Below are 26,937 nucleotides of genomic sequence, written 5' to 3'. Positions count from 1 at the left end.
TGATGATCAATCGGGCCGCCGATAGGCTCCCCGAATTTGGTGGTCGGCCCCCACGCCGATGACCGTGGGTGACATGGGAGGTTCGGTGGCACCTCTGGCGCTCGCCCTCAGGGATCGGTCCACCCGCTGGCTCCAGATGCTCCGCCTGTTGCCGCACGCGGGGCGCGGCCTGGCCCTCGGCGCTCTCGCGCTGAACGTCGCGCTCGGCCTGCTGCCGTCGGCGTTCATCGTCTCCACCAGCATGCTGCTCTCTCGGGTGCCGGCCCTCGCCGCGCAGCCCACAGGGCTCTCGTGGGACGGCATCGTGGTCGTCTTCGCGGTGGCGCTGGGCGCGTTCACCCTGCAACAACTGCTGACGCCGTTCCAGTCCGCGGTCACCGAGGTCATCGCGCGCCGGGTCGACGAGGTGTGTATCGGGCGGCTGCTCGACGCGGCGCTGGACGACGCCCCGATCGCCCTGCTGGAGAACCCCGGGGCGCTGGACCTGCTCGCCGACGCGCGGGCGGCGTTCGAGCGGCAGGCGTACACCCCCGGCGACGCCGTCGGCGCCATCCCCTCGCTGGTGTCCCGCTACTGCCAGCTGACAGCCGCCGTGGTCCTCGTCGGCGTGGTGTTGAGTCCGCTCGCGGGGCTGATCCTGATGATCACCGCACTGGTCATCCGGGTGGGAGTTCGCGGCACGCTCGGGCGGTTCGCGGCGGTGTCGGAGTCCCTGGCCGGGCATCGGCGGCGGGCCGGCTACATCGGTGGCCTGGCGACCGGTGCGACCGCCGCCAAGGAGATCCGCGTGTTCGGGCTGCTGGGCTGGCTGCGCGAGCGGTTGCGCGCCGACACCATGGCCAACCTCCGACCGATGTGGGCCGGTAGCCGACGCCTCCAGTTCTGGCCGTTCGTCGGGTTCTCCGCGATCGGGTTCGTCGGCGGAGCGGTCGCCATCACGATGCTGGCCGTGGCGGCCGGCCGGGGGCAGGTCGACCTCTTCGAACTCGCTGTCGCCCTACAGGGAATCCTGATTCCCATGCGCTTCGGCGTCTACTTCCCCGAATGTGATGTGCAGACGCAGTTCGGACTGCACTCGTACCACGCCCTGGAGCGTTTCGAACAACGAGCGGGCGCCGGCCGGCCGGTCGGCGCGCGGGCGACGACAATGCCGGTGCGGCCGAGCCGGGAGATCCGTTTCGACAACGTGAGCTTCCGGTACTCCGCGGACGGTCCCGACGTTCTCGACGGCCTGGACCTCACGCTCCCGGTCGGCCGGTCCACCGCCATCGTCGGCCTGAACGGCGCCGGCAAGACCACACTGGTGAAGCTGCTGGCTCGCCTCTACGAGCCGACGAGCGGGCGGATCACCGTGGACGGGGTCGAACTGGCCAGCTTCGATCCGGACGAATGGCGCCGCCAACTCGCGATGACCTTCCAGGACTACGTCCGCTACGAGCTGACGGTGGCGGAGAACATCGGTCTCGGTGCGCCACGGCTGCTCGCGGACGACGAGGCGATCACGGCCGCCGCCGAACGGGCCGGTGCCCTGGACGCGCTGCGCGGAGTGCCGGACCCGCTGCGGACGCCGCTGTCCTCGCGCTATCCCGGCGGCACGGACCTGTCGGGCGGCCAGTGGCAGCGGATCGCCCTTGCCCGGGCGCTGCTCGCCGTCCACGGCGGTGCCTCGGTGCTGGTGCTCGACGAGCCGACCGCGCAGTTGGACGTCCGGGCGGAGGCGGAGTTCCACGACCGGTTCCTGGCCACCGCGAAGGGGATGACGAGCGTGCTGATCTCCCACCGCTTCTCCACGGTCCGCCACGCGGATCAGATCGTGGTGATCGAGCACGGCCGGGTCGTGGAACGCGGCAGCCACGACGAACTGATCCGGCACGACGGCCGGTACGCCGAGCTGTTCGAGTTGCAGGCGAGCAGATTCCGGGTGGACGCGGCCGAACCGACGGCGGTGGGATGAGAAAGATCGCCCTCGCGGCCGGCTTCCTTCTGCGCCTCGGCTACCGAACCGACCGCCGCAGGCTGTTCACCGCGATCGTCCTGATGACCGTGGGCTATCTCGCGACGCCGTTGATCGGTGTCGTCCTCGCGGACTTCACCAATGCGGCGATCGGCCGGGACGGCACGGTGGCCGTGCTGCTGGCCCTGGCCGTGGCCCTGCTGCTGGTCTTCGAGCTGACCATGATGCACTTCGCGCACCTGTCCTACTTCGAGTTGGGAGACCTGGAGCAACTTGCCCTCACCGACGAGGTCGCCTCGATCGTCCACGGCAGCGCCGGCATCGAGCACTTCGACGATCCGAGGTTCGTCGAGGCCCTGACCCTGGTGAACGAGAACCTGATCCGGGTGCGGAACGCGCTCGAATCGACGCTGCAGTTGGGCGGGGTCGTGTTGCAGATCGGCCTCACCGCCGTGCTGTTGGTCGGCGTCGACCCGTGGCTCGTCATGCTGCCGCTCGCCGCCCTGCTGCCGGTGCTGCTCAGCAACCGCGCGCAGCGGGTGATCGACGACGCCCAGGAGGCCGCCGCCGTCGACATCCAGGTGTCCCGGCACCTGGTGAAGGTGGCTACGACCGGAAGCTCCGCGAAGGAGATCCGGCTCGCCGGCGCCCGGGAGGCGGTGATCTCGCGGCAGCGAGCAGCCTGGGCCGCGACGACCGGCCGGCTGTGCAGGGCGCACTGGCGCAGCGCCCTGTTGCGTGCCTGCGGGCAGGTGCTGTTCGCGGCTGCGTACGGGACGGCGATCCTCCTCGTCGTCCGCAGCGCGGTGCGCGGCGAGGCGAACATCGGGCAGATCGTGCTGGTGCTCACCCTCGCGGTCCAGGTCAGCGTGCAGGTGTCCGGTCTGCTGGGGATGCTCGGGACGTTGCAGCAGATGGGTCGTACCGTCGAGCGCATCGACGTGCTGCGGCAGCTGACGGCCGGTCCGGGGCGTGCCCCCGCGATCGGCCCGGTCGGTCCTCCTGCCGCCCCGCCGACGTCGGATGCCCCGCAGGAGCCGGCCGGCCAGAAGGTGGTGCCGCGGACGCCCGCCCGGCTGCGTCGTGGGATCCGGCTGGAGCAGGTCTCGTTCGCCTATCCGGGCGCCGACGCGCCAGTGATCCGGGACGTCTCGATGGAGATCCCGGCCGGCAGCACGTTGGCGCTGGTGGGTGAGAACGGTGCGGGCAAGAGCACCCTGGTGAGGATGATCTGTGGCCTCTGCCAGCCGACCTCGGGCCGGATCACCGTCGACGGGATCGACCTGCGCGAGTTGACCCCCGAACACTGGCGGTCCCGGGTCGCCACGCTGTTCCAGGACTTCGCGCGCTTCGAACTGCTGCTTCGGGAGAACGTCGGGCTGGGCCGGCTGGCGGCTGTCGACGCCGACCAGGAGATCCTGGCGGCGCTCGACCGGGCCGGTGCGCGGGGCATTGTGCGGAGGGTTCCCGATGGCCTCGACGGTCTGCTCGGGCACAGCTACGGGGACGGAATGGAGCTCTCCGGCGGGCAGTGGCAGACGTTGGGACTCGCCCGGACCCTGATGCGACGCGACCCGCTGCTCGTGGCCCTCGACGAGCCGGCGGCGGCCCTGGACGCCCTGGCGGAACACGCACTGTTCGAACGGGTCGTGAACACCGCCGCGGACGTGCGCGGAGAGCGCGGAGCGATCACTCTCTTCGTGTCACACCGCTTCTCCACCGTCCGGGCGGCGGATCAGATCGCCGTCCTCCGTGGCGGGCGGCTGTGGGAGATGGGCAGCCACGACGCGCTGATGAGCGCGAACGGCCTCTACGCCGACCTGTTCACCGTCCAGGCGAACGCCTACCGGTGACGGTGGCCGCGCGTCGGCGGCCGGTTGCCCCGGCCGCCGACGGTGGGCGGCGTCGTTCGACGGCCACCCGGCGAACGCCTACCTCGGGTCGGCGAACCTCGCGTCCACCGGGTACCGGACCTCGGTGCGGGCGGACGCCGCCATGAACTCGCAGTAGGCGAGGTGATAGGCGAGGCCGGCGAAGTGCGGAACCGTCTCGTTGAACAGATACGTGAAGTGGTCGATCTCGACGCGCCCGCGCCAGTCCTGCAGGAGGAGACCGGCGTTGCGGTGGGCGACCCCGCGCAGGATCTCGGCGGCGGCCTCGTACTCCTCCCGGGCCTGGCGGATCAGCCCGCGGTTGATCTCGGCGTGCAACAGGCCGGGTTCCAGCGCGAGCGCCCCCGTGAAGGCCGCTTCGGCCTCGTCCAGCTCGTTGAGCATGAGGTGCAGGACGCCGACCATGTTGAGGAAGATGGAGTCCTCCGGGGCCAGCCTGGCCGCGGTCTGGAACGCCGCGAGGGCGTCGTGCGGACGATCCGCCGCACGGAGCACGTGGCCGTGGTAGGCCCACACCCGTGCTGCCGACGGGTCCGACTCGACGGCCTTGGAACTCCACTCGACCGCCTGCTCGAAGTTGCCGAGGGCGCGGTGCAGGAAACCCGCGTAGGCGGGCCACAGGCCGAGTTCGGGGTAGTCGGCGATCTGCTTCTCGGTGAGGTCGAGGTAGCGCCGCAGCTTGGCGGTGCGGTCCGCGACCGGCCGGACGTTGCCGGGATGATTGAGGACCAGACCCGAGGACGCGATGACGCCCCCCATGTCCTGCACCGCGTCCTCCACCGATTCACCGACGAGCCGCCGGTACCGGATGTCCGGGTGGCTGCGGAAGAGCCGCGTCGGGCGGTCGACCCAGATCGCGCCCACGGCCGTGAGATTGAAGCGCAGGACGGTGTAGGCGAGATGGTCGTCGGGCGCCTGCTCGATGAGGGCGGCGACCCGTGGCCACTCGGTGGCGGGAAACTCCTCGTCCACGTCGAGGAACAGCACCCAGGGGGTCTTCACCTGCTCCAGGGCCAGGTTCCGCGCGGCCGAGTAGCCGCCGTCCATCGTCGTCTGGATGAAGGTGTCGGTGTGGGAACGCGCGATGTCCTGGGAGCCGTCGGTCGAGCCCGTGTCCACGATGACGACAGCACCGCAGACGGGACCGGCCTCCGCGAGGCACCTCGGGAGGAACGCGGCCTCGTCCTTGACGATGAGGCACAGCGTCAGCTCCGGAATTTTGATCTTGTTCACCATTTCTCCATATCTCGGATCAGGGCCCGGCTAACCGCGCCCCATCGCCCGCCGGACCGTCGTCGCCCAGGCCCGCTCGGCCGTCAGAGCGTCGTCGTAGGTCTGCGCGAGCTCGTCGTCGAGCTTCCCGCCGTGGGCGAGCGCCCGCTCCACGAGCGCGCGCCACCGGCCCGCTGCGGCTGCCGCTGCGAGCTGGCAGGCCGCCGCGTCGGCGGGGCTCACCCCGGCCCGGTAGAGGACCAGCCGCGCCGCGGCGCCCAGGATGTGTTGGCTGTCCACGTATCCGAACTGACGCCACGCCGACTCCGGCGCGACCCCGGCCAGGAACTCGGCCTTGGCCCGTACCGGCTCCTCGCCGGCGAGAACCGCGTCGGCCACGTCCGCGAGCTCGTTTGCGGCGTCGCGGACCACCGCGGCGGCAGTCGTCGGCGTCGGCCCGGCCGAGACGGTCAGCACCTGCCCGACCAGGTAGGGAACGCCGTGTGCCGCCCAGGCCGCGTGCGCGCGGGCGAGGTGTTCGCTCGGCACGTAGGCCGTCGTGCAGATGTCCCCGAGGACCTGCCGGAGGGTGACCGTCGGCTCGAACGGCACCGCGAACCGCAGCGGGGTCTCCCAGGGATCGGGCGGCCCCTGCCCGCCCGTCGAGTCGACGTGGAACAGCCGGGCGTTCGTCAGCGACTCGAGATGCAGCCCGTCCAGCACGGTGAACATCTCGCGCTGCTTGCGGTAGCCGGTCACCACGGTGACGTGCCCCGAGTGATGGCCGTCGTAGTAGGCGCGGCACGACGGCAGCTCACCCATGTCCATGGGGAGCAGCGGGACGCGGTCGTCGCGCAGGAGCCCGGCGAGTGTCTCCACCACGTTCTCGCCCCCGGAGCTGAACGTGTCCAGACGCAGACCCAGGTGCGCGCGGAAGATGCGGTCCTGCACCGCGTCCACCTCGGCGCCCATTCCGGTGTCCCAGCCTGTCGCGCTGTCGGCGCCCCGCCAGCGGTCGCCGACGTCGTAGCGGTCCCACCGGTGGTCGTAGTGGACCCAGAGCTGGAAGTGGACGTAGAAGGCGTCGTGCCGCTCCCGGCCCCATCGGGACGCGGCGAGCGCCCGGGGCACCCAGAAGCAGTGCAGCCCGTCCCGGTCGTACATGAGTGGGACGTGCGAGTGGGTGAAGCCGTCCAGGTCGATGTCGTCCATGTGTTCCCCCACGCCAGTGGTCGTGCCGCATCGGCTCATCCGATGTCCGGCGTTCAGATCCAGGGCCGACGGTCATGCGTTCTCGCCCGGGTCAGCGGGCGGCGTCGGTGACGTCGTGTGCCGACGCCGCCCGCCCCGATCAGGCCGGCAGGGACTCCTCGCAGTGTTCGAGGTGCCGCCGCCGGTTGGCGTTGGTGCTGGCGAAGCTGCGCAGATAGACCCGTCGGATGTCGTCGCGGCCCCGTGCGTCCCAGAGCCGTTCGTGGTGCTGGTAGCCCTCGATCCGCAGGGAGAACTTCGCCGGTGTGGCGAGGGCGAAGTCGGCGAGCGGCCGCCTGAAGTTGGAGTCTTTCCATCCGACCAGGTCGTAGCCGGACTCCAGGACCACGGTCTCGGGCACGGGCTCGTGCAGCGGGATGAACGACTGGATCTGCAACTGGGTGATCACGTCCAGCTGTTCCAGGAACGCGTCCGACGGCACCTCGCCGGTCGATTCGCGGTAGAGCCGCAGGCCGCTCTGCGCGAACTCGTGGACGACCTGGGCGAACCGGCCCTCGGTGAACAGGTCGCTGAAGACCGCGTACTGGTAGCGCATCGCCCCGAACTGGTTGTCGGTGACCTGCTCCGGCTGCCGCTCGGCCAGCTCGCGGATGAGCTCGGCGACCTCCTCGCGGGTGTCGCGCATCATCGCCCGGTGGCCGGTGAGGAACCGGCCGGCGAACTCGGCCAGGGTCGGGCACTGCTCGGGATCCGCCAGCATGGAGCGGATCACGGAGGTCGCCCGGACACCGTTGGTCTCGAAGAAGAAGACCAACTCCCGCAGCCAGCCGTAGAAAAGCGCGAAGTTGAAGAAGAAGATGAACTTGAAGAACCCGAGATACTCCTGCTCCGGAATCGTCGAGGTCGCGACCACGAGTTCGTCCATCTCGAAGGTCTGCACGGATTCGTACTCGGAGTATCCGTTCTCGGACAGGGCGAAGCGGGTCTTCAGGCCGAACTTCTCGCGGTACTCCGCGAAGGCCATCTCGGCCTGGTCGAGGATGTTGAGCGCGTAGATGACGACGTTGTCGAAGCGGTAGTCGAGAACCTTGTCCAGGGAGTTCGTGAAGGACTCGATCGTCTCCCCGGGCAATCCGAAGATCAGCTCGGTGGAGAGCACCAGGCTGTGCTCCCGGGCGAAGGCCGCAGCCTCCTCGATCGCGGTGTCCTTGACGTTGACCCGCTTGATGTTCTTCAGGACCTGCTTGTCCAGCGACTGGAAGCTGATGTTGAGCGGGATGAGGTCCCGCATGAGCAGGGTCACCTGCTTGACGTTCTTGGTCAGGTGCTTGTCGGTGTAGACCTGCACCACGGAGGGGTAGGAGTACGTGTCCTTGACCTTCCGGATGTGCTCGGCGATCTCGACGTCGCGGGGGAGGATCCCGAAGTTCTCGTCGGCGATGCGCAGCAGGGGGTTCGATGTTCGAGCCTGGATGTAGTCGACCTCCTCCTTGACGCGCTCCACGCTGAACGCCCGCAGCTTGGACCACCAGTCGTGACCCGCCACGCAGAACGTGCACCGGTACGGGCAACCGCGTGACGTCTGGAGCAACGGGATGAACTCGGGATTCGCCAGGAAGTCGTCGCACAGGCCGGTCAGGTAGGGCGACGGGATCTCCTCCAGGACGCCCACCCGGTCCAGCGGGTCGCCCTGGAGGATCAGCCCCTCCTGCGTGAGCGAGTAGCACCCGTCCACCACCGTCCCCTTGACGTCGCTGGGGTCAGCCAGACCCAGACACGTCTCGACGAGGTTGGCGAGCGGGTGCTCGCCCTCGCGGGAGATGTAGAAATCGGCGGCCTGGTTTCTGCGCAGGCCGGCCTGCGCGATGGGCTTCTCGGTGGGGATGTTCGGCCCGGCCACCGCGACGACGACCTTGGGGTGTCGCTGCTTCACGACACCGATCACCGCGTTGGTCAGTGCGGTGTTCCACGAGTAGTTGCCGAACGCGAAGACGTCGGGCACCTGCTCGTTCAGCGCTTCGTTGATCTGCTGCGTCGTGGCGAGTTGCTTGATCTGGATCGCGTCGCCGAACCGTGCCTTCAGATAGGAGTGCACGTAGGTCATTCCGAGCGGAACCGTCACGCGCAGGTTCTTTCCAGTCGTGCTGTGCAGGTGCGCCAGGAAGACGACCAGCGGCCGGCCGATCGCGGCTGCCCGAGTGCCGTGCCCGAGAGTACGAGCATTGAGGCTTCCGACAGGAATGAAGGTTTGTCCAGACTGCTCGATGACCATGTTTGCCTGCCCTCTCGGCATGGTGGACCGGCGACTCGTCCGCCAGCTCGGTGGAATGCTCGGTACGGTCGCCCGGTGGGGAGGATGAAGGACCAGAATGGATCGCTTTGACCGGCGTCGGCGTCGGCGTCGACAGAGACCGGCGGGGACTACGTCGCGTTGCTCCGGTGTGGAGCGCACGCCGTCCGGTGTGCTTCGTGGGGCGCGACGACGTCGGTGAGGGAGCGCGACACCGCACGGATTGAGCTCTCACAGGGCGCACCCGAGGCCACCGGGCCGAGGCCGGCGTTGCGCGGGCCGGCGGCGGGCTCGGGAGGAGGGTGAACAGGGGAAACCTTCAAGCCGCATCCTTCCCGCGAACGCTGGTCGGCTCGGTGATCTTGCCGAGGTTGGGTTCGACGGTACGCGATCGAGCGGCCTGGCACGACCCGTCACGGGCTTCGATTTCCCCTCGGCGGCGCATCCATGTAGGGGCCCATGACGGTGTGAGATTTTGGCGTCGCGAACGGTGTTGCCAGGGCGGGCCGGGCGGGCTGTCGCCTGCCCCGGCCGTGCCGTCAGTCCCCGGCGAGCAGCCGGTCGCGGACCTCCCGGCGCAGGACCTTGCCGATCTGCGAGCGGGGCAGGTCCTCGACGATCACCACCCGGCGGGGGACCTTGTAGCCGGCCAGGTGCTCCCGGCAGCCGGCCCGCAGCGCGGCCTCGTCGAGGTCGGCGTCGGGGTGCGGGACCACCGCCGCGACGACCTCCTCGCCGCCGTGCTCGCCCGGCAGGCCCACCGCGGCGGCGTCGCGTACGCCGGGCAGCCGGCGCAGCGCGTCCTCCACCTCGGACGGGTAGACGTTGAAGCCGCCGGTGATGATTAGTTCCTTGATCCGGTCGACCACCGTGACGAACCCGTCCGCGTCCATCGTCACGATGTCGCCGGTGCGCAGCCAGCCGCCGGGCAGCAGCACCTTCGCGGTCTCATCGTCGCGTTGCCAGTAGCCGGTGAACACCTGCGGGCCGCGGACCAGCAGCTCGCCGGGCTCGCCCGGGGCCCGGTCCCGGGACGGGTCGTCGGGGTCGACGACGCGCACGTCGGTGGAGGGGAAGGGCACCCCCACGGTGCCGGGCCGGCGGGCGGGGGAGACCGGGTTGCCCAGGGTGACCGGCGAGGACTCGGTCATGCCGTACCCCTCCACGAGTAGGCCGCCGGTCACCGACTCCCACAGCTGCACGGTGGCCGGTGGCAGGGCCATCGCGCCGGAGAGGGCGTACCGGACGGAGGTGAGGTCGACGCCGCGCTCCCGGGCGGCGGAGGCCAGCCGCTCGTAGATCGGCGGGACGGCGGGCAGGAACGTCGGCGGGCGGCGGCGGGCCGCGTCGAGGACCTGGTCGAGGTCGAAGCGGGGGAAGAGCACCAGGGTCGCCCCGATGCTCACCGAGAAGGTCAGGCAGAGCGTGAGCCCGTACGCGTGGAACAGCGGCAGCACCGCGTACACCGTCTCCGCGCCGTCGCGCAGGCCCGGCACCCACGCGCGGCCCTGCGCGGCGTTGGCCCGCAGGTTGCGGTGGGTCAGGACCGCGCCCTTCGGGGTGCCGGTGGTGCCGCCGGTGTACTGCAACAGCGCGGTGTCGTCCGGGCCGGGCGCGGGATGGTCGGCCGGCAGCGGACCGGTGGCGGCGACCAGGTCGGCCCAGCGCGTCGCGCCCGGGGCCGGGCCGGTCATCGCCGCCCGGGTCGCGCGGGCGCTGGGCAGCGGCAGCCGCAGCGCCCACCGCTTGAGCCGGGGCAGCGCGCCGGTGAGGTCCACCGCCACCACGGTCTCCACCGCGCCCCGGCCGCGCACCAGTGGGGCGACCTTGTCCCAGACCACCGCCACCCGGGCGCCGTGGTCGGTGAGCTGCTGGTCCAGCTCCTGGGCGGTGTAGAGCGGGTTGTGCTCGACCACCACCGCGCCGAGCCGCAGCGCCGCGTAGAAGGCGACCACGTGCTGGGGGCAGTTCGGCAGCACCAGGGCCACCCGGTCGCCCCGGGCGACACCGAGCCGGCGCAGCGCCTCCGCCGCGCGGGCCACCTGGCCGGCCAGGTCCGCGTACGTGGTGGTGGCGCCGTAGAAGTCCAGCGCGACCCGGGGACCGAACCGCCGGGCGGCGTCCCCGAGCAGGTCGACCAGCGAGCCCGGGGGCTCGGCGATGGTGGCGGGCACGCCGGGGGCGTAGCTGCGCAGCCAGGGCCGGTCGGCGGTGGGTTCCACTCGGCTCTCCTCGGGCGTCGGGCGGCCGACGGGGGACGTCGTCGACCGGCCGTCAGCTTAACCCTACGGCTCGGTAACCTACGGTTGCGTAGGTCACTCGCCGCCGGTGCCGGCCGGCCCGGTCAGCGTCGATCGGCCCCGGTCAGCGCCGGCCGGACGACCGGTGGCGTGCCACCTGGCGGCCCTTCAGGAACGCGAGCACGATGACCACGACCAGCGCGATCAGCCCGATGATCACCAGCCATCGGACCGCTTCGAGGAGCAGTCCGAGCAGGATCAGCACGCCGCCGACGACGCCGACGACCCAGAGCATGGCTCGCATGTCCACCTCCCGTGACCGAGGGACCGCCCGTCCTGGACGGCCTTTCCCGGTCCCGCCGCCGCCATGCCTGCCCGGGCAGGCGGGCCGCGAGTCGGCTACCGGCGGGCGACGTAGACGGTGTTGGCGGACTCCCGGCCCTGCAACGGGTTGGGAAAGCGGACGACGTGGGCCAGCGAGGTCGGGAACACCCCGGTGAGCACCCGCTGGAAGTCGGTGTCCGGCGGGTCGTTGGACCACAGGGCGAAGACCCCGTCCGGGTGCAACAGGTCGGCGAGGCGGCGCAGGCCGTCGGCCGTGTAGAACGGGGCGTGACTCGGGTGCAGCACGTGCCGGGGGGAGTGGTCCACGTCCAGCAGGATGGCGTGGAACCGCCGGCCGGCCTCGTCCGGGTCGAAGCCGGCCCCGTCGGCCACCGCCGCGAAGAAGTCCGCCCGGACGAACCGGGTGCGCGGGTCGTCGGCCAGCCCCGACGCGAACGGCAGCAGGCCCCGCCGGTGCCAGTCGATGACGTCCTCGATCGCCTCCACCACCACCAGGGAGCGGACCCGGGGGTCCTCCAGGGCGGTGCGGGCCGTGTAGCCGAGGCCCAGGCCGCCGACCACGACGTCGAGGGCCGCGCCGGCGAGCGGCGCGAGCCCCAGCCGGGCCAGCTCGATCTCCGCCACCGGGAAGAGGCTGGACATCAGGAACTCGTCGCCCAGCTTGACCTCGTACACCTCGCGGTCCAGCGCGGGGTCGTGCCGCCGGCGCAGGCTGATCTCGCCGATCGGGGTCTCCCGCCAGGCCAGTTCCTCGAATCGCACGCCCACGCGGTTTCCTCACTTCGGCCGGGGTCCGAGCGGATGCTACCGCCCGCGCGGGCCCGGCCGCCGCAGCAACCCCATCCGGTACGCCCGCATCGCGGCGAGCGCGGTGGCGGCGGACGGAGGCTGCGGCACACCCCGTCCGCCCCAACATCGTGCTCTTTCATGGAATTAGTGGCCTCCTGCGCGGGGGGAGGCCACTAATTCCATGAAAGAGCGTGATCATGCGGGAGCGGGGTTCAGGTTCGGGCGGTGAGTCGGGCTTCGAGCGCGTCGAGGTCGGGCAGGAACCACACGTGCGCGGCCAGGTTCGACTCGTGGACCAGGGCGCGCAGGGCCGAACTGGCTGCCAGGTGCCGCGAGATGTCGCCGAGGACGGCCAGGCGTAGCCGGTAGTTGACGAACTTCTGCATGACCTCGCCCGCGAAGCCGGTGCCCAGGGAGAAGAAGTCCTCGCCCAGCCGGCTCGCGGGCACGGCCACCACCTCGGCGCCGAGGAAGGCCGCGCCGATCAGGTCCAGCGCGTCCTGCACGGTCGTCACCGGCGGGCCGGCCGGGTCGCAGACCAGCACGGCCACCCCGGCCAGCTCCCGCACCTCGTCAGGCATCGTCGACCTCCCCGGCGAACAGGCCGTTGTCGCCGTCGAGCACGGCGTCGAGCAGGCGCAGCAGTTCGGCGGTGGCGGCGGCGTCGCCCAGGATCACGATCTTCATTCGGTGTCGCTCCTCGTCGTGGACGGTCTGGACGCGCAGCGGGTGCGCGGGGTCGTGGCCGGTGTTCGCCGCGGCCAGGACGAGCGTGCCCAGCCGGTCGGCCGCCGCCCGGTCGACGCCGTCGATCTGCACGATGCTGGACACCTCCACCGACGCGCCAACGGCTCGGGTGGGCGCAGGCTGGGACCGCCCGGTCAGCGCGTCGAGATCGGCGCGGGCGATCCGGTACTGCTTGCCGATCCGTACCGCAGCGAGCCGGCCCGAGCGGATGTAGCCGCGCACCGTGCGCACGTGCAGGCCGAGCAGCTCGGCCACCTGCTCGACAGAGTACATTTCTTCCTTCATCGTTCCCTATCATAAGCACAATAGGGAACGATGGGGACTCCGGGGCGTCTCGCGGGGTCGCCTACAGCAGGAAACCGTGGCCCTCCTTCGCGCGGAGGCCACGGTTTCCTGATCGTGCAGCGGGATCGTCAGCGCAGGCGGGACTCGATGGACTCGATGATCCGTGGGCGCAGTTCCGCGGCGCGGATGACGGCGTCGACGGAGCCGACCTCGACCGCGCGCTGGATGTTGTGCACGCGGTCGAACTCCGCGGCCACCTCGCCGAGCTTCTCCGGGCGGACCGTCGAGCGGAGCTCGTCGAGCTCGGCGGTCAACGCGGCGCGGTCGGCGCCGGAGGCCGCCGCGACGCGGGCCTCCAGGTCCCGCACCCGCGGGTCGGCCGCGGTGCGGGCGTTGACGTCGCCGGAGAACACCACCGCGGCGGCGGGAGCGCCGCCGAGCACCGAGGCGAACGAGCCTTCCAGCGCGAGCACGGTCATGTTCGGGTTCAGCGCCTTCGAGAACACCACGAACGCGCCGCCGTGGTACCGCGAGATCACGCAGAACACGATGGGCCCGCGGAAGTTCACGATCGCCCGGCCGATCTCGGCGCCGTACTCCAGCTGAAGCTTCCGCATCGACTCCGGCGAGCCGTCGAAGCCCGACAGGTTCGCCAGCACCACCAGCGGCCGGTTGCCGCTGGCCGCGTTGATCGCCCGCGCGGCCTTTCTCGATGACTGCGGGAACAACGTGCCAGCCGTGTAGGTGTCCGGGCCGTCGGTGGGCGGGAAGCCCCGCCGCTGCACCGACCGTGACTCGATGCCGAGCAGGCACACCGGCATGCCGCCGAGATGCACGTCCTGCACCACCGCGGTCTCCGCGTCGGCCATGCCCGCCCAGCGTTCCAGCACCGGGTGGTCCTGGTCGGAGAGCGCCCGCATCACGGACCGGATGTCGAACGGCTTCTTGCGGTCCGGGTTGGCCTCGGCGGAGAAGATCTCGCCGACCGTGGTGAAGTCGCTGCCCGCCACGGTGTGCGGGAAGTCGGAGATGTCACGGTCGACGGGGTCGTTCGTCCTCGCCCGCCGTGGCCCCTCCTCGCCGGGCGCGACGTACGTGTGGTCGTAGTGCGACATCAGCACGGCCCGCGCGGCGGTCAGGCTCGGCGCCCAGTACTGCGCCTGCCCGTTCGGGCCCATCACCCGGTCGTAGCCGCCGATGCCGAAGTTGTCCTCGGCCGACACGCCACCGGAGAAGTCGAGCGACTGCTTGCCGGTGAGCACCATCGCCGAGTCCGGCGTCATCACCAGGATGCCCTTGGTGTGCATGAGCATCGTCGCCTCGGCGTTCCAGTACGGCTGCGCGCCGACGTTGATGCCCGCGACCACGATGTTGATCTCGCCGCCGTCCTGGGTGAACTCGACGATCCGCTTGAGCGTCGCAGCCACCCAGTCCATGTTCTCCGTGCCGGACTCCATGGAGATCCGCGCGCCGGAGGACAGCGCGTACCACTCCAGCGGCACCTGCATCCGCTCGGCCAGGTCCAGCGCGGCGTTCACGCGGCGGCACTCCGGCTCCGACAACGCCCCAAGCGACTTCGTCGGGTCGCCGAGCAGCACGACCCTGGTGACGCCCTGCGGGTGTCGCCGGGTCGGCGTGGCGACCACGCCCGCGACGATCGCCGCCCGGTTGCGGCCCTTGGGCCGGTCGACCGGAACCAGCACGTGGTTCTCGTCGAGGTCGTGCTCGACGAAGTCGCCGAGCAGCCCGGTCAGCTCGTACGGGTACACCGTGTTGCGGCTGCTCGCCCGCAGCACCTTCAGCCGGTAGTCGTCGAGCGGCTCGACCGGTTCGTCCGACGGCTCGCCGATGGTCAGCTCGGTGCCGCCGGTGGCGTCGAAGGAGATGCGTACGGCGATCTTGGTCAGCTCACCGGTCGTCCGGTCGCGCTGCCGCGCGATGAACAGGATCTCCTCCAGTCCGGCGCCCGCGGTCGTCGGCAGCACACGCCCGGCGATCGTCTCCAGCTCGGCGCGGGTGAGGTCGCTCGGCGGCCAGACGTAGATCACGATCCGGTTGGTGTTGAAGCGCTTCTTCGACGGCCGCCGCGACTGCGCGCGGCGGATGGAGTCGAGGCAGGTGGCGACGGTGTCCTCGGCCGTGGGCAGCGCGATCAGCCTGCCGTCGTGCTCGCGAAGCTCGGTCAGGTCGCGTACCTGGGCGAACGCGACGAGCCGGTCGTCCGACGGGTTCTCCCGCGCCTCGCACTGGAAGAGGTAGACCTCCTCGTCCGACGACGGCAGCCGGGTGAGGTCGAACTTGCGCAACCGCTCAAGCTGCATCCGCTGCGCGATGTACGGGTGCAGGCCGCGGATCAGCCGCTCCTCGGCCATCCCGGTGGTCGACGGGCGGAACGTGAAGTGGTGGTGCATCACCGCGCCGCGGCTGCCCGCGACGGTGGCGGTGAGCCTGCTGACGTGGCTCGGCAGCGGGTGCGCGGCGATGACCTCGTGCAGGGCGGCGGCCATCGCGTCGGAGTCCTCGGGCTGCCCCTCCCACGCGAGGTAGATGTCGGCGTCGATGGCCTCCTGGCCGTTCGCCAGCTCGGCGAGCCCGCGCAGCGCGTCGCCCAGCGCCTCGAACCTGACCGCCGAGGTCACCAGCCGCGAACCGGCCCGCTCGGCGACCACGAATCTGCAGCCCGAGACGTCGCCGGTGCGGACACCGGTGAGGCCCTTGTTGCCGTAGTACCGCCGGGTCAGCACCTCCAGCAGCACCGAGTTGTCCATGGCGCCGCGGACGAGCCGCTGGCCGAGTAGCCGTACCAGGGGCTCGGTGCTGCGTACCATCTCGGCGATGCGCTCGGCGCGGTCCGGCGTGTCCGGGTGCTCGTCGAGGAAGCGCAGGTGCTTGCGGACGCCGGCGTACACGAGGGCGCGGTTGCGGCGCAGCAGCGGCTGGCCGAACCACGCGAACACCACGCCGCGGGCGAGGTCGGCCACCACGGGGAAGCGGACCTGCGTCGCGGCCACCAGCCGTTCCAGCGCGAGACCGGCGGGCTCGCGCAGCGTCTCGTCCGGCGGCGGCTCGCGCAGCCACGCCCGCAGCAGCGTCGTGACGACCATGGCGTCGGTCGACGCCCGCTGTAGCGCGAGGAAGATCCGGAACACCGCGGCTTCGAGCTCGGGCGAGCGCTCCAGGTCGGGTACGCCGTAGTGCCCGAGGGCCTTGGCGAGCTTGGCCTGGAACGCCTCCGGCAGCCCGGCCCGCTCGACGTCGAGGCTCTGCAGATAGGTGTGGAAGTGCTCGCGGTCGCTGTGCACGTGGCCGTCGCCGCCGCCGTCCTCACCCGCCGGCCGGTTGCGGCTCAGCTCCGTCAGGTCGGCGAACAGGGAGACGAGTTCGAGCTCCTCGGCGAGGGGGCGCGTGCGGTCCTCGGTGCTCCTCCGGCGCGCGGCGAGGTAGTCGTCGAGCACGCGGCGCTCGTCGTGCGGGTCGACGTCGTAGCCCAGCAGCAGGCTGCGCAGGTCTTCCTGGCCGCGCCGGGTGCGCTCCCGCGCCGGCACCTCCTCGGGCGCGGCGGGCAGGTCCAACTCGACGGCGTTGCCGGCCGAGGCGTTCTCGGCGTCGGCGTCGTCGTCGGCGAGCGGCTCCAGCCGCAGCAGCGGGGCGCCGGTCTCCACCTGGCTGCCCACGAACACGAGGCATTCCTTCAGCCGGGCCTTGAACGGCGCCCGCAGCACCGTTTCCATCTTCATGCTCTCCAGCACCAGCAGCGGAGCGCCCGCCTCGACCTCGCCCCCGACCTTCAGCGGCGTCGCGACGACCAGCGCGGGCGCGGGGGAGCGGACGACGCCGCCCTCGTCGCGGCTGACCCGGTGCGTCACGCCGTCCACCTCGACCAGGTGGATCGGCCCGTACGTGCTGGTGAGCAGGCGGTACCGGGTGCCGTTGACGAGAACCTGCCCGGTGTGCCGGTCGAAGCGGTCGAGCTCGACGTCGGCGGTGCGGACGTCGTCACCCGCCTCGACGCCGACGCGGAACCGGTGCGCGCCGACCCGCGCCACGCGGACGCGGTAGCCGGCGCCGCGCAGCTTCAGATCCAGCGGGCGGCCGCTCTCGTGCTGCACCTGCGGGCGTCCGCCGAACGCCGTCGACACCAGCCGCTGCCGCTCGGCGCGTTCCTCCTCCTCGTACGCCTCGATGGCGGCGGCGGCCAACGCGACGGCGGAGTGCCGGTGCGTGACGAGCCGGCCCTCGCCGCGGACGCGGTCGATCCAGCCGGTGTCCGCGCTGGCGTCGATCACCTCGGGCTGGTCGAGCAGGTCGAGCACGAAGCTCTTGTTCGTCGCGCCGCCCTCGATGATCACCGTGGTCTGGGCCATCGCCCGGCGCAGCCGGCCGAGCGCCTCGTCGCGGTCGCGGCCGTAGGCGATGATCTTCGCGATCATGGAGTCGAAGTCGGCGGGGATGGTGTCACCCTCGCTGACTCCGGTGTCCACCCGGATGCCCGGCCCGGCGGGCAGGGCCAGCCGCGCGATGCGGCCCGGGGAGGGCGCGAAGTCGCGGTCGGGGTCCTCGGCGTTCAGCCGGGCCTCGATGGCGTGCCCGCGCTCCGCCGGCGGCTCACCTTCGAGCCGCCCGCCCGAGGCCACGTGCAGCTGCGCCTTGACCAGGTCGAACCCGGTGGTGGACTCGGTGATCGGGTGCTCGACCTGTAGGCGGGTGTTGACCTCTAGGAACGCGAACAGCTTGTCGCCGGGGTGGTAGAGGAACTCGACGGTCGCCGCGCCGCGGTAGCCGACCGCGAGGGCCAGCCGTTCGGCCGACGTCTTGAGCTCGGCCGTCTGCGCGGGGCTGAGGACCGGCGACGCCGACTCCTCGATGACCTTCTGGTTGCGCCGCTGCACCGAGCAGTCGCGGACCCCGAGCGCCCAGGCCGTGCCCTCGCCGTCGGCGATCACCTGGACCTCGACGTGCCGGGCGCCGGTGACCAGGCGCTCCAGGAACACGACGCCGCTGCCGAACGCCCGCGCGGCCTCCTGGCTGGTGCGCTCGTAGGCGTCGGCGAGTTCGGCCTCGTTCGTGACCACGCGGATGCCGCGCCCGCCGCCACCCGCGGTCGCCTTCAGCATCAGCGGGTAGCCGATCCCGGCCGCCGCCGTCAGCGCGGCGTCCAGGGTCTCGACCGCGCCGCGGCTCCACGGCGCCACCGGAACGCCGACCTCCTCGGCGATCAGCTTCGCGCCGATCTTGTCGCCGAGCTTGCGCATGGCCTCCGCGCTCGGCCCGACGAAGGTGACTCCGATCTTCTCGCACAGCTCGGCGAACGCCGGGTCCTCCGCGACGAAGCCCCAGCCGACCCAGGCGGCGTCGGCCCCGGTCTCCACCAGCGCGCGTTCCAGCACCTTCAGGTCGAGGTACGGGCGCGCGGACGCGGGACCGAGGTCGTAGGACAGGTCCGCCTCGCGGACGAAGGTGGCCGTACGGTCGACGTCGGTGTGCAGGGCGACAGTCTCGATTTGGGTCCTGGTCTCCGCGGCGATGTCCCGTACGGCGTGGATGAGCCGCATGGCGGCCTCACCACGGTTGACGATGGCGACACGACTGAACACCCGACCGAACCCTTCTGTAGTCCGACGACGGGTGTGCCGCGACACGGCGACCCCCGGCAGTGTTCACCCTTCCGTCTGCCGGTGGGGAGCGCCATGTCGCAGACAACGCACGCTGGACGGCGACAGTTGTAGGAAACCTACAAAGACCGTTGGCCGCACACGCCTAACCAGGGCGGGTGCGAACGGAGTGGGGGCAATTTTCGCTATACGTCGACTGTGACGCGGATCACGATCGCAGCGGGCGGCGGCGCAGGCCGATCCCCGGCCGCCCCGCCGCCCCGCTATCCCGCCGTCCCGTCGGTCAGTCCCACCGGTCCTGGTTGAGGAACCGGGCGAAGCCCCGCCACGAGTTCGGCCCCATCGCCCCGTCGATCGGGCCGGTGTAGCCGTAGCCTGCGGCGAGCCGCTGCACGGCCTTCCACGAGTTCGGCCCCATGACCCCGTCGATCGGGCCGGTGTAGCCGTAGCCGCGCATGGCCCGTTGCAGCGCCGCGTAGGTGTTCGCCCCCGGCACGCCGTCGATCGGCCCGGTGTAGCCGGACGTGATGGACAGCCAGTTCTGGGCGCGCATCCACATGACCGGCCCAGGGGTGCCGTCCTGCTCGGTCGTGGTCTTGGGCAGCGGGTCGTCCGCCGGCGGGTCGGTCGGTCCGCCGGCGACGATCTCGAACGCGCTCGGCTTGGCCACGTTCAGGTCCACCCGGGCGATGCCGCCGGTCGATCCCGCCGAGCTGTACTGGTGTGCGCTCCAGGTCGGGTAGGCGCCGCCCAGGTTCGGCTCGCCGGGGTAGCTGCCGTTGTTGGCGCCCCACATCGCCACCCAGAGCTTCACGCCCGCCGCGATCGTTCGCGGCCACGTCCGGGAGCGCAGGTCGGTCGCGCCCATGTACAGCCAGGGCACGTGGTTGCCGATCCGGTCGCGCATCCGCTGGAAGAATGTCGTGACCTCGGTGTCGTTCCACAGTCTCGTCGAGTCGTCGAGCACCTCGTTGTCCAGCGCGATCACGTCGCCGGGCCGGTAGTCGCGCAGGTGGGCGGCGAAGTAGTCGGCGGCCTGGGTGGGGGTCTGGAAGTCCCCGGCCAGCCAGTAGTGGCCGACCCTGAGCCCCGCCGCCCGTGCGCCGTTCACCTGGATCGCGTACTGCGAGCCGATGTACGGGCCCGCTGACAGCTGGGAGCCGCCGGCCTTCACGATCACGAACTGGTGGCCGTCGGCGCGGACGTCGGCGAAGTCGATGCCGGCCTGCCAGGTGGCCACGTCGATGCCGGACACCGTGCCGGGGGGCACCGCCGCAGTGGCGGGTGTCGCGGTGGCGGGCGTCGCCCCGACGCTCACCGGCAACGCGACGGCGATGGCGAACGCCACCGCGAGCCGCCCCAGAGCGGCGGTCATGCCGGGTCTCCTTCGGGAGCGCCCGGGGCCACCGGGTGGCGAGCTGGCCGTTCCGCACGCATCGATGATCATCGAGCAATGGTAGAGGCTGGCCGGGTGTGGCACTACCCCTATGCCGGGCGTGCGGGCCGGGCCTTCGAGCATTGATGTACGCCACTCTAAGGGCTACCCTCTGCACGTCAATGATCACCTACGACCGTGCGGAGGAACGATTATGGGCCGTGAACACCTGCCCGGTTGCTGTGGCGGTGGCGGAGAGCAACCGCAGGCCGGGCTCAGCCGCCGTACGCTGCTGCGCGGCACCGCCCTGACCACCGGCGCCCTCGCCGTCGGCGGTGTCTTCGGCCTGCCCGGGATCGCCCACGCCGCGCCGTCGATCTACAACCCGTTCGCCGGATACGCGATCACCGGATCCTGGCAGGACCACCTCAACAGCGGCTCGCTCGGCGGCATCGACTTCGGGATGGGCGTCGGCACCAACCTGCCGGCCTGCGGTGCCGGCACGATCCAGAACATCCCGAACAACGGCACCGGCGGGCACACCGTCACGATCCACCACGCGGACGGATACCGCAGCCAGTACATGCACCTGTCGCAGTTCCTGCTGGCCAACGGCGCAGCGGTCGGCGCCGGTGCGATCGTCGGACGGTCCGGAGGTGCCGTCGGCGCCCCCGGTTCCGGCAGCTCCACCGGCCCGCACCTGCACTGGCACATGATCAACCCGAGTGGGGTACGGATCAACCCGCTCACCTACATCGGCCAGAACCCGGGCGGCGGCCTGCCCAAGACCTCGACCGAGCAGGACGGCATCCCGGGCACCATCTTCTACAAGCGGATGCAGAACTGGCTGCGGATCACCTCGGGCTACACCGGGCCGATCGACGGCGTGCCGGGGGCGAACACCTACGCGGCGCTGCAACGGGCCATGCGCGGCTACGGCTACACCGGCCCGATCGACGGGGTCATGGGGCCGAACTCGTGGAAGGCCGTGCAGCGGCTCGCCGCAGGCTACGGCTACACCGGCCCGATCGACGGGGCGATGGGGCCGAACTCGTGGCGGGGCTTCGCCCGGTTCCTCAACCAGGACCGGTGGAACTGACCCTCCCCGGACCCGCGTTGCCGGCCGGCGCACCGTCGACGACGGTCAGTCGGCCGGCTTCTCCCAGACCGAGACGTGCCCGGTGCTCTCGTGGGTGAAGGGCTCCCGGGCCCATCCCGCCCAGCGGTCGCACAGGTGTAGCCCGGCGAGCTGGGCCATCAGGTCCAGCTCGCCGGGCCACACGTACCGGAACGGAATCGAGCGGAACTCGCCGCGCCCGTCGACGACCTTGACGTAGTTCGAGCTGCACGCCTGGGTGGCGGTGTCGAAGACGTCGTACGCCCACCGGGTCGGGCTGGTGTGCCACAGCACGACGTTCTCGCCGGGCGGGAGCTTGCGCAGCGGCGGCACCTCCACCTCGATCACGAAGCGTCCCCCGGGTTCGAGGTGCGCCGCGACGTTACGGAAGCAGGCCACCTGCTCCGCCTGGCTGGTCAGGTTCATGATCGTGTTGTAGACCAGGTAGGCGAGCGAGAACGTCCCGGCCACCCTGGTCGTCGCGAAGTCGCCCATCGTCACGCCGACCGCGTCGCCGCCGGGCTTGGCGCGTAGCCGGGCCACCATCGCCCGGGACAGGTCGACGCCGTGCACCGGCACCCCGCGACCGGCCAGCGGCAGCGCGATCCGTCCCGTCCCGACGCCCAGCTCCAGGGCCCGGCCGCCGCCGGCCAGCTCCGCCAGCACGTCCACCGTGGCGGCCAGCACGCCCGGGTCGAACCGCTCGTCCGACGGGTCGTCGTACCTCGCCGCCACCCGCTCCCCGAAGTGTCCGTCCCCGTCGTCCATCGACGGACCGTATCGCGACCGCCTCCCGGGACGCCGGGAATTACCGGCGGGTCAGCTCCGGCCGGCGACCCGGGCGACGAAGGTGCGCCAGGCTGCCGGGGGAAAGGTGAGGGCCGGGCCGGCCGGGTCCTTGCTGTCGCGTACGCCGACGACGCCCGGGAGGTTGTCGGCCACCTCGACGCAGGCTCCGCCGTTGCCGCTGCTGCGGCTGCTCTTGCGCCACCGCGCGCCAGTCAGCTCCATGTCTGCGCCACCTCCGTGATCAGCTCGACCGATTGCCAGTGGGACAGCGCCTCGCCGCGCACGTTCTCCCACGCCCCCAGTATCGCCGCGATGTCGTCCGGGTCGCTGACCACCTGCCCCTGGATCTGGTTGTCCAGGTAGCCGGCGAGCCGGTGGTCCGCGCTGGCCGCGATGACGAACGGCCCGTTCAGCCCGGCGTACGCGCCGACCCGGGACGGCACGACGTGCACCCGCACGTGCGGGTGCGCGCACGCCGCGACCAGGGCGTGCAACTGCTCGCGCATGGTCGCCGGGCCGCCGACCGGCCGGCGCAGCACCGCCTCGTCGACGACGGCGGTGAACTGCGGCGGGTCGTCGTGGCGCAGGATGTCCTGGCGGGCCAGCCGGGTGGCCAGGTGCCGCTCCACGTCGCCCCGGGCGATCAGGCCGGTGCCGCCGAGCACCGCGCGGGCGTACGCCTCCGTCTGGAGCAGGCCGGGCAGCACCATGGACTCGTACCAGCGCAGCGAGACCGCCTCGCGCTCGATCTCCTGCCACGGCCGGAACCAGATGGGCTCCCGACGTCTCGATGTGTCCGCCCAGATGTCCCCGATGTCCCGGCCGAGGACGGCCGCCGCCGCCGCGCGGTGCCGGGGATGGGGGATGCGTTCCTCGTGCAGCCATCGCGCGGTCGTCTTCGGATCGACGCCGACCTCTGCGGCGAGCGAGTCGGTGGTGTGCCCGGTGTCGTGCAGCGCGGCCCGGAGAGCGTCGTTCAAGGCCCCTCCCAGGGGGATGTCAGGGATGTCTGCTGACCATACCCTTACGCCCTGTATCTGGGCCATCACGCGCGGCAGGGTTTCTCCGCAGAGGACGGCGCGCCCGGTGGAGGCGATGGCCCGGCGGTCGCGCCTGTCGGCCGCCCCGCGCACCCGGCGCGGGGCGGCCTCCAACCGGGGCGGCCTCCAACCGGGGCCGACGACAGGGGGAGCCATGCTGCACAGAGGAGGCCGGAGCCGGTCGCGCCGTGGACCGGGCTGCGGATGCGTACGCTGCCGGGAACACCGGGCCAGGAAGCCGACGGCGGAGCAGCCGCCCGTTTCCCCGTCCCGCCGCCCGGCCGGTGAACGGGAGACGCCGGTGAGCCGCCTCCCGCCCCGGCCGCACCTGCCGATGCGTCCCGCCTGGCTGTGCCGGTCCTGCGCCGCGCCCTGGCCGTGCGGCCCGGCCCGGCTCGACCTGCTCACCGAGTTCCGCGGCCACTCGATCGCGCTCGCGTTCTACCTGGCCGCGTCCATGTACGAGGCGAGGGACGACATGCACCGCCTGGGCGCCCGCCCCGCCCCGGGCGTGCTGCACACCCGCTTCCTCGGCTGGCTGTCCCCCCGCCGCCGCCCCCGGTAACGCCCGCCCGAACCAACTCCACGGCGAGGGCCGGACGCCGTCCTCGACGTCAGCCCGGCGGCCCACCCGACCACCGACCGCACCCCACCGGCTGCGCCACGGCAGCAGTGGCGCGGCCGGCGAGATCGGCTACCCGCGCGGGTCGATTCGACGTAGTGGGGGCAGTCGCTGCCGTGGGCCGGGACCGGGCCGCCGGGCCGGGCTCACACGCCCGGTTCGGCCTGCTCGGCGATGGCGTCCAGGCGGGCGAACTGCTCGCCGGTGAGCGCGATGTCGAGCGCGCCGAGGTTCTCGTCCAGGTGCCTCGGTGAGGTGGTGCCGGGGATCGGCACGATGTTCGGGGAGCGATGCAGCAGCCAGGCCAGGGCCGTCTGCGCGGGGGTGGCGCCGACCTCGGAGGCGATCTTCGCGACCGGGCCGTCGTTGGTGGCGTGGCTTCCGATGGCGATGGGGAAGAACGGCAGGAAGGCGATGCCGCGCTCCGCGGTGAAGTCGACCACCGCCTCGTGCTCGCGGTGGGCCAGGTTGTACCAGTTCTGCACGGACGCTATCGGGGCGACCTGGAGTGCCTCGCGCAGCTGGTCGACGGTCACCTCGGACAGGCCGATGTGGCGGACCTTGCCCTCCTGCTGAAGCTGCCTGAGCGCACCGATCTGATCCGCGAGCGGGACCTCGGAGTCGATGCGGTGCAGCTGCAACAGGTCGATCCGCTCGACCTTGAGCCGGCGCAGGCTGAGCTCGGCCTGCTGCCGCAGGTAGGCAGGGTGACCGACGGGCACCCACTCGGCCGGGCTCGGCCGGGTCATGCCGATCTTCGTGGCGATCACGACGCCGTCCCGGTACGGGTGTAGCGCCTACGGCGGCACTGCCCGGACCGCGACGACCGACTGCCCCGTACACCTCCTCCTTCCCGAGGTCGGGCAGGTACGCGCCGACCCAGTGGAACACCACCAGCGTGGTGCCCCGGCCCCCGGTCGGCGACGGAGGGTCTTCGGGGGATCGACGCAGCGTTTATCCTGTGCCCCGACCGACCCGTCGGAGGGGACCGCATGCCGTCGCGGCAGGACCAGCTTCACTCGTACCAGTTCACCGTCCAGCGGGCGGTCGCCGCCCTGGTCATGCGGGAGACCGACCCGGCGCGGTCGCCGTTCCGCCGGCTCGCCGGGGCCGGGCTGGCCAGCGTGCTGGTCGCCGCGATCGTCCTCGGCGGCTTCGCCCTGTACGGGCTCTTCACCGGCGGCGGCAGCAAGTGGCGCGACGCCGGCGCGGTGATCGTGGAGAAGGAGTCCGGCGCCCGCTTCGTCTACCGCGACCAGAAGCTGCATCCGGTGCTCAACTACGCCTCCGCGCTGCTGATCATCGGCGCCGAACGCCCGCAGACCGTGCTGGTCGCCCGCCGCTCGATCGAGGGGGTGCCGCGCGGCCTGCCGCTGGGCATCCCCGACGCCCCGGACTCGCTGCCCGAGCGGTCCCGCCTGTCGACGGCCCCGTGGACGGTCTGCTCGGTCGCTACCACCGAGGCGGAGCGGGCCGCCCCCCGCTCCGCCGTGCTGATCGGGGTGGCCGCCGTCGGTGGCCGGCCCCCGGGCGACGACGCGGTCCTGCTCCGGCACCCCGGCGGTGGCCTGCACCTGGTCTGGCACGCCCGCCGGTACCTGTTGAGGGACGCCGGCCGGTCGCTCGCCGCGCTCGCCGCCACCCGGCAGCGCGCGGTGCCGGCCGCGTCCGCCCTGATCGACAGCATTCCGGCCGGGGCCGACCTCGCCCCGCCGGAGCTGCCCGGTCTCGGGCGGCCCTCGGCCCAGGTGTCCGGCGCGGCGGTCGGCGACGTCTTCCTAATCCGTAACTCCGGCGGTGGCCGACAGTACGCCGTCGCCCTGCCCGACGGACTCGCCGGAATCACCGAGTTGCAGGCCAACCTGCTGCTCGCCCGCACCGGCCAGGGCGAGCCGGAGGCGCTGACCCTCGGCCGGTTCGCCGCGCTGCCCAAGCAGCCCGACCTCGTGCCGACCGGGCCGACCGCCCCGCCGACCGGCCCGCCCCGGCTGGCCGCCCCGGACGGTGGAGCGCTCTGCGTCGGCGTCGGCGATGACGGGGAGGTCCGCGACGTGCGGCTCGGCGCGGCCGTGCCCGACCTGAGCGGCAGCCCGCAGGCCGTGGGCGCGGCGGCGGTCGCCGACCACGTGGTGGTCGAGCCGGGGCACGGCGCCGTCGTGGAGTCGGCCGCCGCGCCGGGGGCCACCGGCGGTGCGGTCTCCGTCGTCACCGACCTCGGCCGGCGGCACGTGCTGGCCGACCCGGAGGTGCTCGGCGTGCTCGGCTACCGGGACGTGACGCCCGTCCGGTTGCCCGCCGGCCTGGTCAGCCTGGTGCCCGCCGGCAGCCCGCTCGACCCGGCCGCCGCCCGCGCCGCCGCCGCGTCCGCCTGAGGGTAATCAGTCGGCAGGCCACTACCAGCCTGCCGGCGACCGGTGCCATGGTCGGCCTACGGGGCCAGGGCTCCGCCCTGAACCGGCGAACAGCATGACGGTCCCCGTGCCAACCCGCCGCCCGCAACCACGGCGACGGCGGGGCGGGTCAGCCGACGGTCGGGTCGGCGGGGCGGCGTAGCACGGTGACCGCGAAGTCGGCGTCGTCCCGCCAGGGGCGCAGGTCCCAGGTGGCGAAGCGGTGCTCCCGGCGCAGCCCGGCGGCGACCGCGTCGGCGTCGAAGTCGGCGAGCGGGTAGCCCCGGTCGGTGCCGAAGCCGACCACGACCACGCCGTCGGGGCGCAGGTGGGCGGCGACCCGGCGGAGCACCTCCGGCTCGGTGCCGGGGGCGACGAACGCCATCACGTTGCCGGCCACCACGGCGGCGTCGAAGGGCTCGGCCTCGCCGGCCGCCGCCAGGTCCAGCTCGGCCAGGTCGCCGACCAGCCAGCGGGGGCCGGGGTGATCCGCCCCAGCGGCCTCGACCAGAGCCGGGTCGGCGTCCACGCCCACCACCGTGTGGCCCCGGGCGGCCAGCGCCGCGCCGACCCGCCCGGTGCCGCAGCCGGCGTCCAGGATCCGGGAGCCCGGCGGCACCAGCGCGTCGAGCAGCCGGGCCTCCCCGGCCAGGTCGGCGCCCTCGGCCGCCAGCCGACGGAAGCGGTCGATGTACCACCGCGAGTGCTCGGGGCCGGTGTCGGTGGTCCAGCGGGTCGGGTTGGCCATGACCCCACGCTAGCCGGGGTCAGTGGTCGGCCGGACGGCCACCCGGGGAGGCTGCGGGAAAGGTCACCGTCGGTGCTGCGAGAGGGCCGGGCGGCCCCCGGTGGGGCCGTGGCGACCAGGACGGGCGGGAGGTGACCTTGGGCCGGCCGGTACCGGCCGGGCGGTCTCAAGCGGTGGTTGCAACATCGAGGAGCTGGGACATTCTCTCACCAGGGGTGTCCCAGTCCAGGGTTTGTCGGGGGCGTCCGTTGAGTTCGTCGGCGATGGCGTCGAGGTCG

General features: G+C 72.1%; 19 protein-coding genes and 1 pseudogene. 5 read left to right on the top strand and 15 right to left on the bottom strand.

What is annotated here, in order from left to right; genetic code table 11:
• Window positions 1–85 precede the first annotated feature (85 nt).
• Together ACFYZF_RS17690 and ACFYZF_RS17685 are read left to right on the top strand one after the other, a co-directional pair.
• Entirely contained in the window at window positions 86–1,954 is a 1,869-nt protein-coding gene (locus tag ACFYZF_RS17690) for an ABC transporter ATP-binding protein (protein WP_387021657.1), read from the top strand.
• Window positions 1,951–3,807: an ABC transporter ATP-binding protein gene (locus tag ACFYZF_RS17685; RefSeq protein WP_387021653.1), complete on the top strand. Its 1,857-nt coding sequence runs from the start codon at window positions 1,951–1,953 to the stop codon at window positions 3,805–3,807. Before ACFYZF_RS17690 ends, ACFYZF_RS17685 begins: the two co-directional genes overlap by 4 nt.
• Window positions 3,808–3,885: 78 nt before the next feature.
• On the opposite strand, the gene ACFYZF_RS17680 is transcribed toward ACFYZF_RS17685, so the two are convergent.
• The 10 genes from ACFYZF_RS17680 to ACFYZF_RS17635 all read right to left on the bottom strand — a co-directional run bounded on the left by ACFYZF_RS17680 (window position 3,886) and on the right by ACFYZF_RS17635 (window position 19,953).
• The gene (locus ACFYZF_RS17680) at window positions 3,886–5,079 is read right to left on the bottom strand and encodes a glycosyltransferase (RefSeq protein WP_387021650.1); all 1,194 of its coding nucleotides are present in this window, start codon (window positions 5,077–5,079) and stop codon (window positions 3,886–3,888) included.
• 30 nt (window positions 5,080–5,109) lie between these two features.
• Entirely contained in the window at window positions 5,110–6,270 is a 1,161-nt protein-coding gene (locus ACFYZF_RS17675; protein WP_387021647.1) for a BtrH N-terminal domain-containing protein, read from the bottom strand.
• A 139-nt stretch (window positions 6,271–6,409) separates the two neighbouring features.
• The gene (locus tag ACFYZF_RS17670) at window positions 6,410–8,392 is read right to left on the bottom strand and encodes a B12-binding domain-containing radical SAM protein (RefSeq protein ID WP_387021645.1); all 1,983 of its coding nucleotides are present in this window, start codon (window positions 8,390–8,392) and stop codon (window positions 6,410–6,412) included.
• Window positions 8,393–9,099: 707 nt separating this feature from the next.
• The gene (locus tag ACFYZF_RS17665) at window positions 9,100–10,782 is read right to left on the bottom strand and encodes a long-chain-fatty-acid--CoA ligase (RefSeq protein WP_387021642.1); all 1,683 of its coding nucleotides are present in this window, start codon (window positions 10,780–10,782) and stop codon (window positions 9,100–9,102) included.
• 142 nt (window positions 10,783–10,924) lie between these two features.
• On the bottom strand, window positions 10,925–11,104 hold the full coding sequence (locus ACFYZF_RS17660) for a hypothetical protein (RefSeq protein WP_387021635.1): 180 nt from the start codon (window positions 11,102–11,104) through the stop codon (window positions 10,925–10,927).
• 95 nt (window positions 11,105–11,199) lie between these two features.
• Complete coding sequence (locus ACFYZF_RS17655) at window positions 11,200–11,913, bottom strand: spermidine synthase (protein ID WP_387021633.1); 714 nt, start codon at window positions 11,911–11,913, stop codon at window positions 11,200–11,202.
• Window positions 11,914–12,146: 233 nt separating this feature from the next.
• Window positions 12,147–12,515: a DUF4180 domain-containing protein gene (locus ACFYZF_RS17650; RefSeq protein WP_387021631.1), complete on the bottom strand. Its 369-nt coding sequence runs from the start codon at window positions 12,513–12,515 to the stop codon at window positions 12,147–12,149.
• Window positions 12,508–12,966 (bottom strand): helix-turn-helix domain-containing protein, encoded by a 459-nt coding sequence (locus tag ACFYZF_RS17645; RefSeq protein WP_387021628.1) that lies wholly within the window; start codon window positions 12,964–12,966, stop codon window positions 12,508–12,510. The genes ACFYZF_RS17650 and ACFYZF_RS17645 overlap by 8 nt, the downstream gene beginning before the upstream one ends.
• A gap of 128 nt (window positions 12,967–13,094) precedes the next feature.
• Window positions 13,095–18,560 carry a carboxyl transferase domain-containing protein gene (locus ACFYZF_RS17640; protein ID WP_387021625.1) on the bottom strand — a complete coding sequence of 1,822 codons (5,466 nt, stop codon included), beginning with the start codon at window positions 18,558–18,560 and terminating at the stop codon, window positions 13,095–13,097.
• A gap of 301 nt (window positions 18,561–18,861) precedes the next feature.
• Window positions 18,862–19,953, bottom strand: a complete 1,092-nt coding sequence (locus tag ACFYZF_RS17635; RefSeq protein ID WP_387021623.1) for a GH25 family lysozyme — start codon at window positions 19,951–19,953, stop codon at window positions 18,862–18,864.
• Between the two features lie 214 nt (window positions 19,954–20,167).
• Here ACFYZF_RS17635 and ACFYZF_RS17630 point away from each other — a divergent pair, with 214 nt between their 5' ends.
• Entirely contained in the window at window positions 20,168–21,052 is an 885-nt protein-coding gene (locus tag ACFYZF_RS17630) for a peptidoglycan DD-metalloendopeptidase family protein (RefSeq protein WP_387021621.1), read from the top strand.
• A gap of 45 nt (window positions 21,053–21,097) precedes the next feature.
• On the opposite strand, the gene ACFYZF_RS17625 is transcribed toward ACFYZF_RS17630, so the two are convergent.
• From ACFYZF_RS17625 to ACFYZF_RS17615, 3 genes are read right to left on the bottom strand one after another with little or no spacing between them, the layout of a single operon-like run.
• A complete protein-coding gene (locus tag ACFYZF_RS17625) occupies window positions 21,098–21,838 on the bottom strand; it encodes a class I SAM-dependent DNA methyltransferase (RefSeq protein ID WP_387021618.1) in 741 nt (246 codons plus the stop codon).
• Window positions 21,839–21,889: 51 nt separating this feature from the next.
• Window positions 21,890–22,081 carry a DUF397 domain-containing protein gene (locus ACFYZF_RS17620; RefSeq protein WP_350888303.1) on the bottom strand — a complete coding sequence of 64 codons (192 nt, stop codon included), beginning with the start codon at window positions 22,079–22,081 and terminating at the stop codon, window positions 21,890–21,892.
• The gene (locus ACFYZF_RS17615) at window positions 22,072–22,839 is read right to left on the bottom strand and encodes a DUF5753 domain-containing protein (protein WP_387021615.1); all 768 of its coding nucleotides are present in this window, start codon (window positions 22,837–22,839) and stop codon (window positions 22,072–22,074) included. The genes ACFYZF_RS17620 and ACFYZF_RS17615 overlap by 10 nt, the downstream gene beginning before the upstream one ends.
• A gap of 361 nt (window positions 22,840–23,200) precedes the next feature.
• On the opposite strand from ACFYZF_RS17615, the gene ACFYZF_RS17610 reads away from it, so the two are divergent.
• Window positions 23,201–23,464, top strand: a complete 264-nt coding sequence (locus tag ACFYZF_RS17610) for a hypothetical protein (protein WP_387021612.1) — start codon at window positions 23,201–23,203, stop codon at window positions 23,462–23,464.
• Between the two features lie 203 nt (window positions 23,465–23,667).
• Here ACFYZF_RS17610 and ACFYZF_RS17605 read toward each other — a convergent pair.
• Window positions 23,668–24,297, bottom strand: a pseudogene (locus ACFYZF_RS17605) (aldo/keto reductase); the annotation flags it as partial.
• 216 nt (window positions 24,298–24,513) lie between these two features.
• Here ACFYZF_RS17605 and eccB point away from each other — a divergent pair.
• Entirely contained in the window at window positions 24,514–25,893 is a 1,380-nt protein-coding gene (gene eccB, locus ACFYZF_RS17600; RefSeq protein WP_387021609.1) for a type VII secretion protein EccB, read from the top strand.
• A 148-nt stretch (window positions 25,894–26,041) separates the two neighbouring features.
• Here the strand turns inward: eccB and ACFYZF_RS17595 are convergent, their stop codons facing one another.
• Complete coding sequence (locus ACFYZF_RS17595; protein WP_387021607.1) at window positions 26,042–26,659, bottom strand: class I SAM-dependent methyltransferase; 618 nt, start codon at window positions 26,657–26,659, stop codon at window positions 26,042–26,044.
• Between the last annotated feature and the right edge of the window lie 278 nt (window positions 26,660–26,937).

The organism is Micromonospora sp. NPDC001898, from assembly GCF_042891255.1.
Lineage (GTDB): Bacteria > Actinomycetota > Actinomycetes > Mycobacteriales > Micromonosporaceae > Micromonospora.
Note: the sequence above shows the minus strand (reverse complement) of the source record. Positions and strands in the feature narration are given on the sequence as shown.

Coding starts and splice junctions, on each gene's coding strand:
- ACFYZF_RS17685 (WP_387021653.1), top strand. CDS start 1,951: ATGAGAAAGATCGCCCTCGCGGCCGGCTTCCTTCTGCGCCTCGGCTAC.
- ACFYZF_RS17675 (WP_387021647.1), bottom strand. CDS start 6,270: ATGGACGACATCGACCTGGACGGCTTCACCCACTCGCACGTCCCACTC.
- ACFYZF_RS17660 (WP_387021635.1), bottom strand. CDS start 11,104: ATGCGAGCCATGCTCTGGGTCGTCGGCGTCGTCGGCGGCGTGCTGATC.
- ACFYZF_RS17650 (WP_387021631.1), bottom strand. CDS start 12,515: ATGCCTGACGAGGTGCGGGAGCTGGCCGGGGTGGCCGTGCTGGTCTGC.
- ACFYZF_RS17645 (WP_387021628.1), bottom strand. CDS start 12,966: ATGAAGGAAGAAATGTACTCTGTCGAGCAGGTGGCCGAGCTGCTCGGC.
- ACFYZF_RS17635 (WP_387021623.1), bottom strand. CDS start 19,953: ATGACCGCCGCTCTGGGGCGGCTCGCGGTGGCGTTCGCCATCGCCGTC.
- ACFYZF_RS17630 (WP_387021621.1), top strand. CDS start 20,168: ATGGGCCGTGAACACCTGCCCGGTTGCTGTGGCGGTGGCGGAGAGCAA.
- ACFYZF_RS17625 (WP_387021618.1), bottom strand. CDS start 21,838: ATGGACGACGGGGACGGACACTTCGGGGAGCGGGTGGCGGCGAGGTAC.
- ACFYZF_RS17620 (WP_350888303.1), bottom strand. CDS start 22,081: ATGGAGCTGACTGGCGCGCGGTGGCGCAAGAGCAGCCGCAGCAGCGGC.
- eccB (WP_387021609.1), top strand. CDS start 24,514: ATGCCGTCGCGGCAGGACCAGCTTCACTCGTACCAGTTCACCGTCCAG.
- ACFYZF_RS17595 (WP_387021607.1), bottom strand. CDS start 26,659: ATGGCCAACCCGACCCGCTGGACCACCGACACCGGCCCCGAGCACTCG.